The sequence below is a fragment of the Rhodococcus sp. NPDC060176 genome, from assembly GCF_042728675.1.
Classification (GTDB): Bacteria; Actinomycetota; Actinomycetes; order Mycobacteriales; family Mycobacteriaceae; genus Rhodococcus_F.
This window is the reverse complement of the sequence record NZ_JBHWYS010000012.1, coordinates 1-15,619: the sequence shown is the minus strand read 5'-3', so window position 1 is coordinate 15,619 and position 15,619 is coordinate 1. Positions and strand designations below refer to the sequence as shown.

The 15,619-nt window shown below is 61.2% G+C and carries 13 protein-coding genes and 5 pseudogenes; 8 read left to right on the top strand and 10 right to left on the bottom strand.

Annotated elements, in window-relative coordinates; all coding sequences use genetic code 11:
* Positions 1–10: 10 nt before the first annotated feature.
* Positions 11–1,051 (bottom strand): LuxR C-terminal-related transcriptional regulator, encoded by a 1,041-nt coding sequence (locus ACFWEM_RS31370; RefSeq protein ID WP_378539583.1) that lies wholly within the window; start codon positions 1,049–1,051, stop codon positions 11–13.
* Positions 1,052–1,226: 175 nt separating this feature from the next.
* Between ACFWEM_RS31370 and ACFWEM_RS31365 the strand changes: the two genes are divergently transcribed.
* From ACFWEM_RS31365 to ACFWEM_RS31350, 4 genes are read left to right on the top strand one after another with little or no spacing between them, the layout of a single operon-like run.
* Positions 1,227–1,841 (top strand): cupin domain-containing protein, encoded by a 615-nt coding sequence (locus tag ACFWEM_RS31365; RefSeq protein WP_378539582.1) that lies wholly within the window; start codon positions 1,227–1,229, stop codon positions 1,839–1,841.
* Complete coding sequence (locus ACFWEM_RS31360; protein ID WP_378539581.1) at positions 1,838–2,611, top strand: Asp/Glu racemase; 774 nt, start codon at positions 1,838–1,840, stop codon at positions 2,609–2,611. Before ACFWEM_RS31365 ends, ACFWEM_RS31360 begins: the two co-directional genes overlap by 4 nt.
* A gap of 1 nt (position 2,612) precedes the next feature.
* Positions 2,613–3,464: an SDR family NAD(P)-dependent oxidoreductase gene (locus tag ACFWEM_RS31355; RefSeq protein ID WP_378539580.1), complete on the top strand. Its 852-nt coding sequence runs from the start codon at positions 2,613–2,615 to the stop codon at positions 3,462–3,464.
* 13 nt (positions 3,465–3,477) lie between these two features.
* On the top strand, positions 3,478–4,017 hold the full coding sequence (locus ACFWEM_RS31350) for a MarR family winged helix-turn-helix transcriptional regulator (RefSeq protein WP_378539579.1): 540 nt from the start codon (positions 3,478–3,480) through the stop codon (positions 4,015–4,017).
* Between the two features lie 679 nt (positions 4,018–4,696).
* Here the strand turns inward: ACFWEM_RS31350 and ACFWEM_RS31345 are convergent.
* The 5 genes and pseudogenes from ACFWEM_RS31345 to ACFWEM_RS31325 form a co-directional block, all read right to left on the bottom strand.
* Positions 4,697–5,182, bottom strand: a pseudogene (locus ACFWEM_RS31345) (IS3 family transposase); the annotation flags it as partial.
* Positions 5,183–5,190: 8 nt separating this feature from the next.
* A pseudogene (locus ACFWEM_RS31340) lies at positions 5,191–6,334 on the bottom strand (IS30 family transposase).
* 122 nt (positions 6,335–6,456) lie between these two features.
* A pseudogene (locus ACFWEM_RS31335) lies at positions 6,457–6,606 on the bottom strand (hypothetical protein); the annotation flags it as partial.
* An 85-nt stretch (positions 6,607–6,691) separates the two neighbouring features.
* Positions 6,692–7,138, bottom strand: coding sequence for an IS3 family transposase (locus ACFWEM_RS31330; protein ID WP_378539578.1), 447 nt, complete (start codon positions 7,136–7,138; stop codon positions 6,692–6,694).
* 90 nt (positions 7,139–7,228) lie between these two features.
* Positions 7,229–7,486 carry a transposase gene (locus ACFWEM_RS31325; protein WP_378539577.1) on the bottom strand — a complete coding sequence of 86 codons (258 nt, stop codon included), beginning with the start codon at positions 7,484–7,486 and terminating at the stop codon, positions 7,229–7,231.
* 250 nt (positions 7,487–7,736) lie between these two features.
* Between ACFWEM_RS31325 and ACFWEM_RS31320 the strand changes: the two genes are divergently transcribed.
* Positions 7,737–8,057 carry a hypothetical protein gene (locus ACFWEM_RS31320; RefSeq protein ID WP_378539576.1) on the top strand — a complete coding sequence of 107 codons (321 nt, stop codon included), beginning with the start codon at positions 7,737–7,739 and terminating at the stop codon, positions 8,055–8,057.
* Positions 8,057–8,431, top strand: a pseudogene (locus tag ACFWEM_RS31315) (styrene monooxygenase/indole monooxygenase family protein); the annotation flags it as partial. The gene ACFWEM_RS31320 and the pseudogene ACFWEM_RS31315, both read left to right, overlap by 1 nt.
* A 121-nt stretch (positions 8,432–8,552) precedes the next feature.
* On the opposite strand, the gene ACFWEM_RS31310 reads toward ACFWEM_RS31315, so the two are convergent.
* Complete coding sequence (locus tag ACFWEM_RS31310) at positions 8,553–9,497, bottom strand: hypothetical protein (protein ID WP_378539678.1); 945 nt, start codon at positions 9,495–9,497, stop codon at positions 8,553–8,555.
* Positions 9,498–9,809: 312 nt separating this feature from the next.
* Positions 9,810–10,193: a helix-turn-helix domain-containing protein gene (locus ACFWEM_RS31305; RefSeq protein ID WP_378539575.1), complete on the bottom strand. Its 384-nt coding sequence runs from the start codon at positions 10,191–10,193 to the stop codon at positions 9,810–9,812.
* 273 nt (positions 10,194–10,466) lie between these two features.
* Here ACFWEM_RS31305 and ACFWEM_RS31300 point away from each other — a divergent pair, with 273 nt between their 5' ends.
* Entirely contained in the window at positions 10,467–11,615 is a 1,149-nt protein-coding gene (locus ACFWEM_RS31300) for a GGDEF domain-containing protein (RefSeq protein ID WP_378539574.1), read from the top strand.
* Here ACFWEM_RS31300 and ACFWEM_RS31295 read toward each other — a convergent pair.
* Positions 11,587–12,372: a hypothetical protein gene (locus tag ACFWEM_RS31295; RefSeq protein ID WP_378539573.1), complete on the bottom strand. Its 786-nt coding sequence runs from the start codon at positions 12,370–12,372 to the stop codon at positions 11,587–11,589. The two genes, ACFWEM_RS31300 and ACFWEM_RS31295, sit on opposite strands and share 29 nt — an antisense overlap.
* A 227-nt stretch (positions 12,373–12,599) precedes the next feature.
* Here ACFWEM_RS31295 and ACFWEM_RS31290 point away from each other — a divergent pair, with 227 nt between their 5' ends.
* On the top strand, positions 12,600–14,771 hold the full coding sequence (locus tag ACFWEM_RS31290) for an Rv1355c family protein (RefSeq protein ID WP_378539572.1): 2,172 nt from the start codon (positions 12,600–12,602) through the stop codon (positions 14,769–14,771).
* Between the two features lie 599 nt (positions 14,772–15,370).
* On the opposite strand, the pseudogene ACFWEM_RS31285 reads toward ACFWEM_RS31290, so the two are convergent.
* Positions 15,371–15,619 (bottom strand): annotated as a pseudogene (locus ACFWEM_RS31285) (metal-dependent hydrolase); the annotation flags it as partial.

The window sequence follows — 15,619 nt, the reverse complement described above, 5'->3', positions numbered from 1 at the left end:
TCCCTTAGGTTCAGATTCGCTCGGCGCGCGCCGCGGCCCACATTGCATGCACCATCTCGGCACGGCTGTTAACGCCGAGTTTGCTAAAGGTTCGTTTCAGGTGCTGCTTGACGGTGTTCTCGGTGATGAAGGCCCGGGCAGCGATCTCTCTGGTCGACAATCCTTGGCTGACCCACTGGGCGATTTCCCGCTCGCGCTTGGACAAGATGCCCAGTTCAGGCAGCGCCATATTGGGTTTGTCGCTGCGGGCGTAGATCACCGAGACGGTTGCCGCGTAGCGGGGAACGGCAACCGTCCGCACCGACAGCAAAGTCGGCTCGGGGGCGTCGACATGAGTACTGACCACCCGTCGTCCCTCGTTGTTGATGAGGTCGGTTGCGCGGTGAATAGTGGGGCCGACCAGGTCCAGTACCTGTCGACCGCGGATATCGGTGGTCCGCGCAGCCGCATTGGTGAACATGATGTCGCCTTGCTTGTCGGTGACCACCACCGGTTGGGCGACACAGTCCAATGCAGCTTGAAGATAGCTGGCTTGCCAGTTGACTTGTTCATATCGAACGGCACGCGTCAACGCTGCGCCCAGATGCTTGACCAGCAGCGCAGCGGTCTTTCGGTCGCGTTCGTCGAACGGTGGGTCACTTGCGTAACGCGTGAAATGAATGCTCCCCCAGACAAGATCGCCGACCACCAGAGGCGCTTTCAATGAGTGTGCGTAGCCGAAATGCGCAAGCACTTGCTGTGCCCCAGACGTGGGCCAGGTCTCCGCCACGGCCTCGTTCGAACTGTCCACCGGACGTCCGGTATGGACAGCAGCTTCCAACACGGGGTCTTGCCCCATGCCGACGGCCGCGTACTCGTCGAGCAGGGTGCTCGGGACGTCTGCGGCCTGGTCGACGAAGGCGTTGGTCTGCGGATCGAGTCGGTAGATGCCATGACCCCGAGCGAAGATCATGAAGCGTACTGCAGCCACGTAGCTCGTACCGATCTCCTCCACTGTCAGCGCGGACTGTAATGACTGAACGAAATCGAGGGTTTGTCGGGAGTGAGACATCGAGTGCTCCATTTGAGTCTTGATGTTCGGGGACGCGGTGCCGCTGAGCCACTACGGCCCGGAACGCCCCTTTGCTCAAGGCGTAGATCATATCGGAACTGATTTGTGATTCACCGCAACTGTACTATAAATAGTATAAATTGCTGAATGTTCAGCGAACAATCTAGGAGAAATGATGAGCGAGCAAGTAGACGAGTTCGTGACGTACTGGGGACCCTCTATCAACGAGTGGGGTGATGGTTCCGAACGTCGTTGGAGCACGAAGAGGGATCTTGGCCTGTTGGAGGGCGGAGTTGCCAACGGAGCGCGGGTAATGCGGAAGATCAATGTCGACGAGATTCTCGCCGAGGGTGTGGAGACTGGCGTCGACATGGTCAACGGGTATCTGCCACTGGCTGCTTTCGCCAACGACGAACTCATCATCGAAGTGACTAACTGTCCGGTCGAGCAGGGCGGCTGGCATCGAAACCTCGGAGCCGACGAGTGGGTATTTCAATACCGTGGACGACGAACCTTGGCATGCGAGTCGGGTGACATCACTCTTGAAGAGGGTGACATGGCGGTCATTCCGCGCGGGATGGCGCATCGAAACGTCGGCGACGGCCCCAATATTATGCTGACCATATACAGTAAGAAGCCGCTGAAGCGGCTCGCTCCGCTCGATCCGGCCGCGGCTCAGGAGAAGATGCGGATCAAGGACGGCATGCCTCTCTACGGTGAGGTCCTGCTCGAACACGGTGTGATTGACCGACATAACGAGCCGACGCTGGTCCCAGGGGAGCGGGCATGACAACTTACCGCATCGGGCAAATCGTGCCCAGTTCCAACACCACGATGGAGACCGAGGTGCCGCAGATGTTGCGACGCCGGGAAGCTATCAGGCCTGAGCGCTTCACATTCCACTCGGCGCGAATGCGCATGAAGCAGGTTACCGAGGACGAACTGCGTGCAATGAATGCGGAGACCGGCCGATGCGCCGCTGAGCTCACCGACGCAAACGTCGATGTCCTCTCCACAGCATGCTTGGTCGCGATCATGGCGCAGGGTCCGAACCACCACCGAGTGGTCGAGGACGAACTACAGGCCGTGATCGACGGCTCCATCTCGGATGCATCCGTCATCACTTCTGCCGGTGCGCTCGTCTATGGGCTGCGCAAGCTGGGAGCCAAGCGGATCAGCGTGTTGACTCCGTATATGAAGCCGCTGACTGCACTGGTTGTGAAGTATCTCGAAGCCGAAGGTTTCATGGTCGTCGACTCGGTCTCCCTCGAGATCCCCGACAACCTCGAAGTCGGTCGACGTGACCCGCTCCTCTTGGTGGAAGACGTGAAGCGTCTGGACCAACAGGGCGTTGATGTCGTTGTGCTTTCCGCATGCGTGCAGCTGCCCTCGCTGCCGGCGGTTCCGTTGGTCGAAGAAGCACTTGGACTCCCGGTCGTCACCGCGGCAACCTGCACGGTCCGAAACATCCTCGATTCCCTGAATCTCGAACCAGTGGTACCCGACGCTGGAGCCGCGCTGGCCGGCATGACGGCGCCAGCAGCAGAGCGGGCGGTGTGAGATGAAGCGACTAGACGGCAAAGTTTCAGTGATCACCCAGGCTGGGTCCAACTTCGGACGCACCGCAGCGGAGGCACACGGCAGGGAAGGGGCCAAGCTCTACCTGCAGGACTGGGCGGAGCGTGCGGACCGGCTGAAGAAGGTCGCAGCGGACCTCGAGTCGAAGGGCATCGAGGTGGACTGGGGGGTGCACGATCTCACTACCGGCGCCGGTGCCCAGGACCTGACACAGGCAGTTATTGCCCGTTACGGGCAGGTCGATGTCTTGGTGAACACCGCGATGGAAGCAGGGCATGGCGTCTTCCTCGACATGCGAGAAGACGAGTGGGACTTATCGATTGCCCGGGGCTTGAAGAGCTACTTCCTCACCTGCCAGTATATCGGTGAGGAGATGGCACTTAAGGGCTACGGGAAGATCATCAACTTCACCTCCATCGTCGCCGAGCTGGGCTCCGGTGGAGCAGTCGGCTGGGGCACGGTGCGCGGCGGGGTGAACTCGCTGACCTACGCGGTCGCCCACTCGTTGGGGGAGTACGGGGTCCGAGTCGTCGCGCTGGCGCGCGGCGCCATGGAGTCGACTCCGTATACGCGCGAGGCGCGCGACGAGCGACTGTTGCGGCTCCCGTTCAAGCGGCTCGGACTCGAAGAGGACCTCGTCGGACCGGTAGTCTTCCTCGCAACCTCCGAGTCGGACTGGATCCATGGGTCGGTCGTTTACTGCGACGGTGGGTATGCACACGCCGCCGCGACCGATGTCGAACATCGTGCCGTCTCGTTTCCGCTTGACCGCCGAGGCATCCGGACCGAGGACACACCGCGTGAACGGAACTGGATCGACGCCGACGTGCCGTGAGAGCCTGCCAAGTATGGACGCCGCCGAGCGGGATGGCACGCTTGGCGGCGTGTCCTCACCTACCGCCGGCGCTACGGCAGCGCAACTGACCGCCACTGAACTGCGCGCATGGCGGGCCATCTCCGAGAGCAGCCAACTGCTCGGAGCGATCCTCGATCGGAAGCTCAAGGATGGCCTGGGCCTCTCGCATGCCGACTACGGAGTCCTTCGGCGTCTGCAGGAAGCAGAGGGAAACGAGTTGTCAATGCGTGCCCTGCGTCATGAAGTTTGGTTCTCGCGGAGCAGGTTGACTCACCAAGTTAACCGCCTGGTCGCCGCCGGATTCTTGAAGAAGTTCAGCGATGTGAGTGATGGGCGACTCCAGGTCGTGGCGCTCACCCCGGTGGGCGTCGATCTGGTCATCCGCGCGCAGCAGATTGTACGCCAGTCTCTGCACGAGCACTTTTTCGAGCAGCTTCCCCCAGCCTCCGAGAACCGGCTGGCCGTGCTGCTGTCCGGTCTGGTGGAACACCTACGTGAGCAGCCCGAATGTCAGGCATTCCGCAACAGCTGACGCTGAGACCGCATCCCCTGAAGGTGTGAATTGCCCACCCGCGCTCGCAGGCAGATGACGCCCGAGTTGCGTGCCGTTGCGTAACGGTCGAAGCCGCGAGATAGCAGTACCTGAACTTGCTCATTTTAGGGAGAACGGACTTGGGACGGATCAACAAAATGCCTGCCACCCTCGCCCCGACGACGGGAGGCTGCGAGTTCGGCGATTAACCTTTCCGATCGATACCTTTTCGCATTGGTATACTCGAAATCTTCGAGCGTGACTGCGGTCGGCAACCAAACCGCGACCTTCCTCCCAACGGCTTGGCTTCGATTGTGAGACAACACTATCGTGCACCATCCAGCGCCCGAAACTTTACAGAATCGCTGGCGGCAGATCGATGCCATCCAATCGTGGAAAAGTTGGGTGGGCTGTCGGTCACCCGTGAACAGTTCAAGCTCTCGTGGTGACATGAATATCTTCCTCTCATCGGAAGACCCAACTGTCAACAACCTCCATCAGTTTTAGATCTAGATCCGAATTGACTTTCAGAGCTTTGTCGGCGGATTCAGGCTCAGGGTGATCGTTGACTTGCCGCGTTCGGATGACGCGACTCACAGCGCGAGGTAAGTATGAATCGCACCGGAGTTTCCGGGGACTTTGATGTACCCCGAGTTTCGTGGAGCCGCGATATTTGACTTCAGGCTACGGGTTGACGTGTGAAGTGTATGTTCTCGAACTCGATCGGTGTCAGCATCCCGAGGGCACTGTGCCGGCGTTGGCGGTTGTGGAAGATCTCGAGGTATTCGAACATTGCGTTGGCCAGTTCGATCCTCGTTTTCCATCGTTTCCGATTCAAGAGTTCGGTTTGCATTCTGCCCCAGCAAGATTCGATCACGGCGTTGTCATAACAATCACCGATCGACCCCATCGACGGGACCAGGCCCGAGTCGTGCGCCCGCCGGGTGAACGCCCAGGACGTAAATTGCACTCCGTGATCCGAGTGAATGAGTGTTCCGGGCGTCGGGCCTCGATTCGAAATGGCCATTCCCAGAGCGTTCGTCACCAATGTCGCCGTCTGAGAACTGTCGATCGACCAACCGACGACCCGCCTCGAAAACGTATCCAAGACAACAGCGCAGTAGATTTTTCCTTCGCGCGCTTGGATTCCAGCAATCGTCGCAACACTCGTGATTACGAGACTTTCAGTAAAGCACTCAGGCGCTCTGCAGGGGTGTCCCAGCCGAGCGATTTCTGCGGTCGGTTGTTGAGCTCCTCCGCGACGGCCAAGAGTTTGTCGACGCTGTGCGCTTCCAGGTCGGTACCGCGCGGGAAGTATTGGCGGAGAAGCCCGTTGGTGTTTTCGTTGCTGCCGCGCTGCCAGGGAGCTCCCGCGTCTGCGAAGTAGACGTCGAAGTTGGTCTCGGCGGCGAATGCCCGGTGCTCGGCCATCTCGGCGCCTTGGTTCCAGGTCAGAGTTCCTCGCAGCGATGCGGGCAGATGACGGACGGTGGGAATGAGAGAGTCGCGGACGGCTTCGGCAGTCCGTTCACGTCCGAGGTGCCCGAGCATCACGAAGCGGGAGGAGCGTTCGACTAGTGTCGCGATCGCCGATCCACCCAGCGCACCGATGATGAGATCGCCCTCCCAATGACCTGGCACTTTTCGCGAGTCAACCTCTGCCGGCCGATTGCTGATCGAGTTCATCGGGTCTACGAACCGCGGCCGACGGGCATCGGGCTGCCTATGCGGCTTGCGCGCAATTCGACCGCGGCGCAGTTGCTTTCCGAGTTCACGTGTGAGATCGCCTCGGGCGTGCACGTAGATCGCTTGATAAATCGTCTCGGCGCTCGCACGCATCTGCGGAGTGGTCGGAAAGTCCTTGATCAGTCGGTGACTGATCTATTGCGGCGACCACCTTTTCGCCAGTTTCTCCTGGACATAGGAACGAAGCTCGGCATTGGCAACCAGCTTCGCCTGCCGCGGCGTGGCCCGATGCTTCACCGACAGCCGATGCGCCGTATGAGGCATATATCCCCTCACCGAGACGGTGTTGCGCTTGAGCTCTCGGCTGATCGTCGACGGTGCGCGTCGCATCTCCGACGCGATCGCCCGGATCGACAACCCCGCACGCCGTAGATCCTGCAGCTGCTCCCGTTCGAGCAGGCTGAGGTAACGGGGATGGATGATCTTCTCGACCACATTGAGGTCGACACTTCCGCCGATCGCGCGAGTTCTTCGTTCTGGCACAACATCATTGTTCTTTACGGGGTACCGCACCACCCGACCGTCGGAATAGACCCGACCCCGGTTGATGATCGTGATGCCTTTGTCCCAGTCGGTCGCCGATCGGGCATCGGCCCCGACGCGAGCCCTCGCTTCTACGCGCGTGAGTCCCGCCGCTCGCAGACGTAGGAACTCTTCACGCCGCGGGTTAACCTTGCGCGCCTCGCTGGTCGATATCCCTGCTTTCCGCGCCCATGCATAAGCGGTTGGCCGATGAATCTCCAGCTCATGGGCAACAATTGAGATGATTTGTCGCTCGCGAACGAGCCGCAAGAACTCAGCTTTGAGCTCCACAGGATAAGTGCGAGGCGCTGCCCGCGCCATGGTCAGCCCTGTCTTCCGCAACCAGTTGTAGCCGGCGTCTTCGTGAACGCCGACTGCACGCGCTGCGGCGCGGCCCGTGCCACCTCTATCGAGTAGTCGGAAGAATTCTTCTTTCTGCTGATCCGTGTACTTTTTGCCAGCCATTGCAACACCTTTCAGTAGGTGTTGCGACGATTGCTGGAATCCAAGGCGTGGGATGTTCCGTGATGTCCGTGACCCACAGCTTGTTCGGTTCGTTGCGGGTGAATTTACGGTCCACGAGATCGCTTGCGGTTGGGGTCTGATGCTTGGAACGGGCACGCTTGTTTCCCGGAAGTCCTTTCACACCAGCAGTTCTCATCAATAGTTCGATGCAGCCGTGTCCCACGGCAATACCGTGACCAAGGGTGAGTTCAGCGTGGATGCGCCGCGCACCGTAGGTGCGATTCGAGGCGGTATGCACCTCGGTGATCAGCTGCGTCAACCAGGCATGTCGCAGTGAGCGTTCCGAGGGTGGGCGATTGCGCCACTTGTAGAAACCGGACTCGGACACCTCCAGGACCCGGCATGCTGTCTGAACGGGTAGTCTTCCTTGGCCGTCACTTCGATCGCTTCGAACCGCCTTTTGGGAGCACCACCGACTTCAGTAACTCGGTGGAGCGTTTGGCGATGGCGAGTTCGGTCTCCAACTCGGCGATGGCGACGTCGAGCGGCGGCGAGTTCGGCGCTCTCGATCGAGCTCAGCCCCGGCTTTTGCCCGGTATCGATGAGCTTGGTTGCGCCAGTTGTAGATGGTCTGCTCGGTGACATCGAGAGCTGCGGCGACCTCGGCGACGGTGCGTCCTGACTTCAACAGGTCGAGGACTTTTCGGCGGAACTCGGGTGGGTAGCGTCGGGGCATCGTGGACCTCTCTCGGGTGCATCAATGCCTGAAGTAAAACAAACGAACTCCGGGAAACTCGAGGCATATCAAAGTCCCCGGAAACTCCGGTCCGATTCACCCACCCTTGTCACCCGCCGGGGCCTTGTCACCCGCTGGGGCGGTATCGGCGCGGACGCCGCGTGGGATTGCCAATTGACCCGAATAGGTACGTCTTGGTTCGGTAGTTCGCACCTAATCTGACATGACCAACCACGAGTCGAGGAGTTTGATGTCTTCTATAGGAATCGTGGGTGCCGGAATAGGTGGGTTGCACCTCGGCATTCTTCTACGAAAAAGGGGCGTTCCGGCAACGGTGTACACGGCGAACTCTGGCGACGAGCTCGCAAGCGGACGGCTGCTCAATACCGTGATGCATCACCACCACACCTTGGCCCGCGAACAAGAGTGGGGGGTACTGCATTGGAATCCCGATGATTTCGGTTGGAGCCACCGCTACCAGCACATGGGGACCGACATAGTGACGGGATACTCCGTGCCGGCCGCCGGACCAAGCGTCGCAGTCGACTATCGTTTGTACCTACAACTTTGATGAAAGACTTCGAGGAGTTGGGCGGACGCCTCATCAATCGCCGCGTGCACATCGACGAACTCGATGAAGTCGCGGCCAGACACGAACTGTTGGTCGTGGCCACCGGCCAGGGAAGTATGCAGTTCGTCTTTCCTCCACGCTCGGGCATCCCTCGGAATCCTGGTGTCGGCCGCAACATCTGCGCCGCCCTCGTCACTGGCATCAGTCGCCCAACGCCGGAAGGCGTGACCCTGAATTGCGTCCCAGGTATTGGTGAGCTGATCGAGATTCCCATCGTCACTGCGCAAGGACCAGCGGTCGCGCTGCTGTTCGAATCGGTTATCGGCGGTCCTGCGGATACCATGACCAGGAGTTTCACTGACCGGGAAATGCCGCAACTCAGGACCGAGATGATGAGACTCCTCCGTTTGTTCTATCCGGCAAGCTTTCAACGTGTTGACGAATCGTCGTTCGCGGTAGTTGGTCCGCGAGATGTGCTCCACGGATCGCTGTCGCCTACGATCCGAGCTGGATCGGCCCGACTCCGCTGTGGTGGAGAGGTTTCCGTTCTTGGCGATCGACCGGAACAGCGGCATGTGGGGCGAGGCTGTGAGTACTGCGCCGCGGCACAGGTGACCGTCGAAGACCGGCGATGTGCGCAGCAACCGGATCACTCCGGCTCTCTCCTCGTTCGTATGCGGCGACGACCTGCAACCAGCGCAATGCAGCGCATGGCGGGCAACTGACGTGCGACGTGGTGAAGGGCAGTGCTTTGACCGCGCCGGTACCGTCCTGGTCGGTCTTCGACCGCCGCAGCCGAACATGCAACCCGTCGAGGCGGTGCACGGCGATGTCGCCGCAGTCGAGGCCGACGAGTTCGCTGCGCCGGAACGCACCGGCGAACCCCATCAACAACAGGGCAGTGTCGCGGCGTTCGAGGACTTCGCCGGCCCAACCGGTAACAGCTTCTCGGGCGTGCGCCACGATGGCGACGATGTCGGAGGTCAGCAGCGGAGCCATCTGCCGACGCGGCCGATCCTCTGCCGCGGCATAGCTTCGGCGGATCCCGGACAGGGTCGCGGTGACGATCGGATCCGTTGTCGGTGGCGGGTACCCGGCTACTTGGTGCCGGTGGCCGATCGCGCTGATCGACCGCGAGAGTGTTGCCGGCGCATACGCCCGCGTCCCGGTGTCGGCGAGTGTGTCGGCGGCGGCGGCGTCGGTCAGGCATGCGGCGATGACCAGTGGATCTGCCGGTAACTCCCGATGTTCGTGACGTGCGCACCACGTGTCGAATCGTCGCCAATCCGACGCGAACGCCCGCACGGTACTCGGGGACTTCGACTCCGCCACCGAACGTTCGATCCGGGCACGAACATCCGCCGACACCATAGGCTCCGGCTGTCGGGAATTCCCGACAGCCGGAGCCTCGACCAGCATGTTCTTCGCGACTTCGGCCATAAACCGCACGCTACCTGCGGCTACCGACAGAGTTCGCGGTCGGAAAGTGTGCTGACCAGGCGATTTCGATGAGACGGTGCGATAACGGAAATTATCGTCACCAATCGCCCACTGATCGCGAGTGAGCCGTTCGATATCGGAAATCATCTCTTTCGCGTCTGCGTGAGAACTGCGCTTCATGCCTCTGAGACCACCTCGCCGCGAGACTCGGTCGTAGGTCCGGGCGGGACGACCGTGTATTCCTGCAGTGTTCCCGTTGTCATGTCCGACGTTCAGCAGGTGGCGGACGGATCGGCCTCGGGGCTGCGATCTTCACGCCGTGGTGTGGGGCGGTGATAGATGTGCAGGTCGGCGGAAACTGCGGCAGCCCTCCGCCACGCGAAGTCGGTCGGCCAAATTGATCAGAAGATTGAACGAGACGAGCGAAAGATCCTGTACTGACATCAGCAGTCGTGCCAGTGCCGCATTATCGACGTCGCGGAGGGTCTCGATGTCCGCCTGCATGCAGGAGATTGGGTCTGGGGGCTGGGGCGGCGCGAAGAAGTAGTCCACCGGCACCCCGAAGAAATCGGCGAGCGCTTCCACGATCTCCACTGCGGGATCCGCTCTGACACCATTGCGCAGTTGAGAGAGGTACGATTTCGACACGTCGCAGCCTCTGTCGGCGAGGGCGCGCGACAACATCACGTTCGTCACCCGCCGTTCCGGCCGAGTGCAGAGCGTGTCGAGTTGTTCGGCGAAGATGTCTCCACTCCTGTCTGTGTGCGCTCCTCCGGCGACTGGACGCCTCGATAACGAAAAGTGTGCTGCAGTTCGAAATTGTAACGACACTTGCTTCGTAGTTCACGTCGATAAGCGGATGTTCGCTGTACAAATGCGCCTTCTCCAGATCTTCTTGATGGATGCTCAAGGGTGTCTATGCGTGGGGCGGCTGTATTCTGATGAGTTGGTTCGTTTAGAGTCTCGTGAATGAGGCCAGGTGGGCTGTACGGGTGGTATGCGAGCTTTCGTGAGCGGACGGACGCGCGGTCGATGGCGGTCCTCATCAGTACCGCAGGTGCAATTCCCCTGCCTTTGATCGCGTTGTTGTCGCCGTCATTCGTTCGAGAGGGTGCACCTGTTTATCTGCTCGGGGTGTGGGCGACGACGACCGCGATTTTCTTGATCACGCTGGTCGTCGGGCGACTGTCCGACCGGATGTTCTCAGCACTCGGACTCGTCGGAATGGCCGGTATCGCTCTGGCTGCGTACCTGGTGACTGATCCGTCCGCTGCCCGGGGCATCGTGACGCTGCTCTCGGCGATACCTGCGATCGCGGCAATGGCATCGAGTAGGCGCGTCATCGTGGGGCACACGATTGTTGCCATCGCGCTGGCGTGGTCGGTGTCGATCGCCGTCGCCGAGGGCCTCGCATCGGCGTTGGTCAGTTGCGCAGTGTCGGTCGCCGTGATCGGGTTGCCGGTGTTCATGATCGGCACATTGAGGCGTTCTCTCGAATTCTCCCGCGCCCGGTACCGGGAGCTCGCGAACACCGATCCGTTGACGGGTCTGCCGAATCGGCGAGGTTTTCTCGATCGCATCGAACGGTACACCCGCGAGAATCCTAGTGGTGCAGCTGAAGTGGGCTTTCTCGTTGTCGATGTCGATCATTTCAAACAGATCAACGATCATTTCGGTCACGCAGTCGGCGACCACGTTCTCAACGAGGTCGTCGCAGCGACCCGAAGGGCTGTTCGCACCGATGTGTTGGTGGGGCGGTTCGGCGGGGAAGAATTCGTGGCCTTCTTCCCCGCCTCGAACTTCGACGAGGTCGTTGCGCTGTCGGAGAGTATCCGCGGCGCGGTTGCCGAATCCTGTGATGTCACAGTCAGTATCGGGGGGATCTTCTGCGCGGTCGACGATCACGCACCCGCACCGAGTATGACTCTCAGTGAGTTCGTCGATGTGCTGACCCGCCGTGCGGATACGCTGATGTACGCAGCGAAAGCGGCGGGCCGCAACACGATCAGGTGCGAACACCTCCCGCCGATGAGCGTCGATCTACTCGCTCCGAATCACACCGACGGCACCGAACCCGTCCGCTTCGAGATCACGACACCAACGGCAACTCCACACTGATGTCCCCGAACGCTGGTGGCTGCGACTGCACCGGCAGCGCAGCGCCGGGCACAGACGATCGACACAATGCGTCGTGCTCCGTCCACATCCGCCGCCATACGATCGGATCCGCATCCGCGTGCAGTGTGCGGCGATCCCACCACATAATACGCGTGTGATACCGCGAGTCCGGATATGCGGTCGCCGGCACCGAAGGATCGACCCGGCCACCGGACGATTCCCACCTCGCCAACACGTGATCGGCGGCCGTGGCCATCACGTACCGAGAGTGCAGGCGCTCCATGGTCGGTAACGCCACCCTCGCCAACGCACCCGCGAGCTGTTGTGGTCGAAGGGCGTTCGGGGACACCCACGCCGATTTCATCTCCACCACCCCGCCGGGAACCCGGGCGGCGATCGCGTCCCGGACCTGTACGTATCCGGCGTTGCCTGCCCACTCGACCAGAGCGTGTGACTGCGACGCGCATGTGTACGGACCCTGAGCGCGTACCCCACCAACCACTCGGCCCCCCTCGACTAGCGCGTAGAACAACGACGTCGATGTTCCCTCGCGCACTGCCGAGACATCGAGTGCTGCCTGGGCACCGTGCCGGCAGTACGACTCGTACGCGCCGTGCAGGTATTCCTCCCATAGGCCCCCGTCCGCCGATGGTGTGGAGAGAACCAATTCCACACCATCGAGCCGCGATATCACCACGGTGCTGAGTGTTTTGACACCACTCTCGTACTTGTACTGGCTCTCGGAAATTACGGTCATGACGATGGCCCCTTCGAAAGTTCCGAGCGGCGAGGTGCGCCCGGACACCGGTGAGCAACCCGAAGCGGTTACTCACCGGTGATTGTCATCTCGCCGCACTGCCAGGACCCAACCAGAACGACGCACACACGCTAGCCAGGCAACAAGAACGCCCTCGAAGTGCTTGAATATCCGAATACCGGCCGAGAGGTCGCGGCGGGTACGGGAAAGGAAGCAGGAAACCAGTGGTGCAGAAATACACGGCAGAAGATGGGTCCCCGGTAACGATCGAGACACCGACAGTGCACGCAGAAGTCCTCGACGACACCGACCCCACTCACCTGCGCCGCGTCGCCGAGTTCCGTACTACCGGAGTCGATGTCCTCGACACACTTGCCACCCAACGAGCTTCGCTGCGCGCATTGACACCGGCGCCCGGTGAACTCGAACTCACCGAAACTCCTCGGTGGATTCACTACCCGTGGCGGCGTACCGTCGTGCGGCTTCTCGGACCGGCCGGTTTCCGGCGCCTGCGCCTCGATCGCAACCGTAACAAGATCACCACGGCCGAACAGGAACAACTCTCGCAGTTGCGGATCGGGATCGTGGGACTGAGCGTCGGAAGCGCTATAGCTCACGCCATCGCCCTCGAAGGAACAGCAGGGTATCTACGTCTGGCCGATTTCGACGACCTCGACCTCTCCAACCTCAACCGCCTCTCCGCCACCGTGCTTGACCTGGGCGTGAACAAAGCGGTCCTCGCGCAGCGTCGCATTGCCGAAATCGATCCGTATCTTCGCGTCGAGGCCTGGGCCTGTGGAGTCGACGAACACACGATCGATGCCTTCCTCGACGGACTGGATCTGGTGATCGAGGAATGCGACTCCTTCGACGTCAAAGTCCTCATCCGCGACCGTGCCCGCCGACGCGGTATCCCCGTCGTCATGGAAACCAGCGATCGCGGCCTGATCGACGTCGAACGCTACGATCTCGACCCGCAACGATCTCTGTTCCATGGGCTGCTCGGCGACATTGATTCCGCATCGGTGGCCGAACTACCGGTTCGGGAAAAGATCCCGTTCGGCCTGCGCATCCTCGAAGGAAGTGCCATCTCTTCCCGAATGGCTGCTTCCGTTCTCGACGTCGGTACCGCCTTGTCCACTTGGCCCCAACTCGGCGGAGACGTCCTGCTCGGCGGCGCTTCCGTCGCCGCGGCGGTACGCCGGTTCGGTCTCGGCGAATTGCTACCCTCCGGACGAGTACGGATCGACATCGGTGACCACCTCGATCAGCTACGCGAACCACACCTTCCCCAAGACCTGACCGGCGCGGCCGCAGGTCAAACAGCACGCACCGGCGCACCTGACGTCCGGTCCCTGTACGACGCGTACACGGCCACCGACGCCGTCGCATTCGCTGCCACCCGCGCCCCCTCCGGCGGCAACGCTCAACCCTGGATCATCGACGTCGATACGACAGGGCTCACCCTGCGGATCGACGAAACTCGTTCCTCGACAGTCGATATCGAACACCGAGGAAGTTTCGTCGCCCTCGGCGCAGCGCTGCACAACGCGCGCATCGCCGCCGCCCACCGAAACATCCTCGGCACCACAGAGATCAGCGGCGACGGAACCGCTACAATCGCCCGAATCGCATTCACCACCGGCACCGACCCTCAACTCGCCGCGCAACTCCCCGGAATGCTCAACCGTGTCACTCACCGCGGCGCACCCGACACCGACCCGACCTCCACCAACCTGACGGATCTGACCGATTTGGCCGCGTGCCTGTCCACCGAGACCCACCGCATACACCTCATCGAGGACCGAGACACGATCGATCGACTTGCGGAAACCATCAGCGCCACCGACCGCATCCGCTTCCTCACCGACCACCTGCACCGGGAAATGATCGCCGAACTGCGCTGGCCCGACTCGAATGATCTCGACACCGGCATCGAAGTCACCAGCCTCGGCACCCCCGCCGCGGAGCTCGCCGTCCTCGAACTCCTCCGCCGTCCTGACGTCATGACCCACCTCAACCAATGGAACACCGGGCACGCACTCCGCTCAGATACTCTCGCGCGCCTGACCTCAAGTGGCGCGATTGCCGTCATCACCCAAACCGGCACCTCGGCAGGCGATTACATCCGCGGCGGTGCACTGGCAGAAGAATTCTGGATACACACACAGTCGCTGGGATACTCCGTGCACCCGATGACCCCCCTTCCTCTCTACGCCACCGCCGAACACCAACTCCGACACCTCACCACCGACCGCATCGAGGAACTCACGCCGCTGTGGAACGAGCTCAAGACCCTCACCGCCACCACAGCAGACAACCCCGCCACCCTCATCCTGCGCATATTCCGCACCACCACCCCAGCCCCAACGAGCCGACGACGAACACCACACCACTGATCGCACCACGCCGATCATCGACCTGCGGACAGCACGCGAACGTGCAAACCAACGCAACTCGGCCCAGCGAAAGCTCACCGCACACGAGAAGATCTGGCAAACCAGCGGCGGATCGCACACATCACACGAAACCGCCCCGAGCAGCGTCATCGAAAAACGCTCAGGCGTCGAGAACCGGCGCATCAGCCCGCATTGGTGCTTCACTGTCACAAATCTTCAGGCTCCCCTCACCCTGAACCCCAGCGAAACAACAAGAAACACGACGGCATACTGCCACGCGCAACGACGCATCCACCGTGCCAACCACGGCGTCAAAGCCACGCCATTTCCAGCCGAAATCCACAGAGAAAAGCACAGCCGCCTACCAGCGCTTCGGCACCTCGAAACACATCCCATCCCAAGAAATTTCGGTTTCGAACATCTCGCAAAATCCGCCAATTCATCGTGCAAGACGCCTACGACCGGGCATCTGCACCCGCGACACCGGCTCAGTCAACATAAGGCACGTCAGGAGCGGGCCCGCGATCGCTCCCCAACAATACCGATCCGAACACATCGACAACCAAGCAATGTTCATCTTCCGCGAATCGAGTGCGAAGTCACCGTGCGGCCGCCTGGGCTGCGGGTGACGACGCGAGGTATTGCACCGCCTGGGCGGTCGAGCCCTCTTTGCTGGGGTGGTACGACTTGCTGAAGTAGGTCGACATCCGCTTGACCAGCTCGAACGAGGTGGGAACTGTGCCTCGCTTACCGGCCGCGATGAAATCGGACAGGTGGGGGCGTCGACGGCTGGGAGCCTGAGCGGCAAGTTCGGGATCGTTGCGCATGAGGAACCTGGTGCCACGAAT

Coding starts and splice junctions, on each gene's coding strand:
- ACFWEM_RS31320 (WP_378539576.1), top strand. CDS start 7,737: ATGTCTTCTATAGGAATCGTGGGTGCCGGAATAGGTGGGTTGCACCTC.
- ACFWEM_RS31310 (WP_378539678.1), bottom strand. CDS start 9,497: ATGGCCGAAGTCGCGAAGAACATGCTGGTCGAGGCTCCGGCTGTCGGG.
- ACFWEM_RS31300 (WP_378539574.1), top strand. CDS start 10,467: ATGAGGCCAGGTGGGCTGTACGGGTGGTATGCGAGCTTTCGTGAGCGG.
- ACFWEM_RS31360 (WP_378539581.1), top strand. CDS start 1,838: ATGACAACTTACCGCATCGGGCAAATCGTGCCCAGTTCCAACACCACG.
- ACFWEM_RS31325 (WP_378539577.1), bottom strand. CDS start 7,486: ATGCCCCGACGCTACCCACCCGAGTTCCGCCGAAAAGTCCTCGACCTG.
- ACFWEM_RS31370 (WP_378539583.1), bottom strand. CDS start 1,051: ATGTCTCACTCCCGACAAACCCTCGATTTCGTTCAGTCATTACAGTCC.
- ACFWEM_RS31295 (WP_378539573.1), bottom strand. CDS start 12,372: ATGACCGTAATTTCCGAGAGCCAGTACAAGTACGAGAGTGGTGTCAAA.
- ACFWEM_RS31350 (WP_378539579.1), top strand. CDS start 3,478: ATGGACGCCGCCGAGCGGGATGGCACGCTTGGCGGCGTGTCCTCACCT.
- ACFWEM_RS31355 (WP_378539580.1), top strand. CDS start 2,613: ATGAAGCGACTAGACGGCAAAGTTTCAGTGATCACCCAGGCTGGGTCC.
- ACFWEM_RS31365 (WP_378539582.1), top strand. CDS start 1,227: ATGAGCGAGCAAGTAGACGAGTTCGTGACGTACTGGGGACCCTCTATC.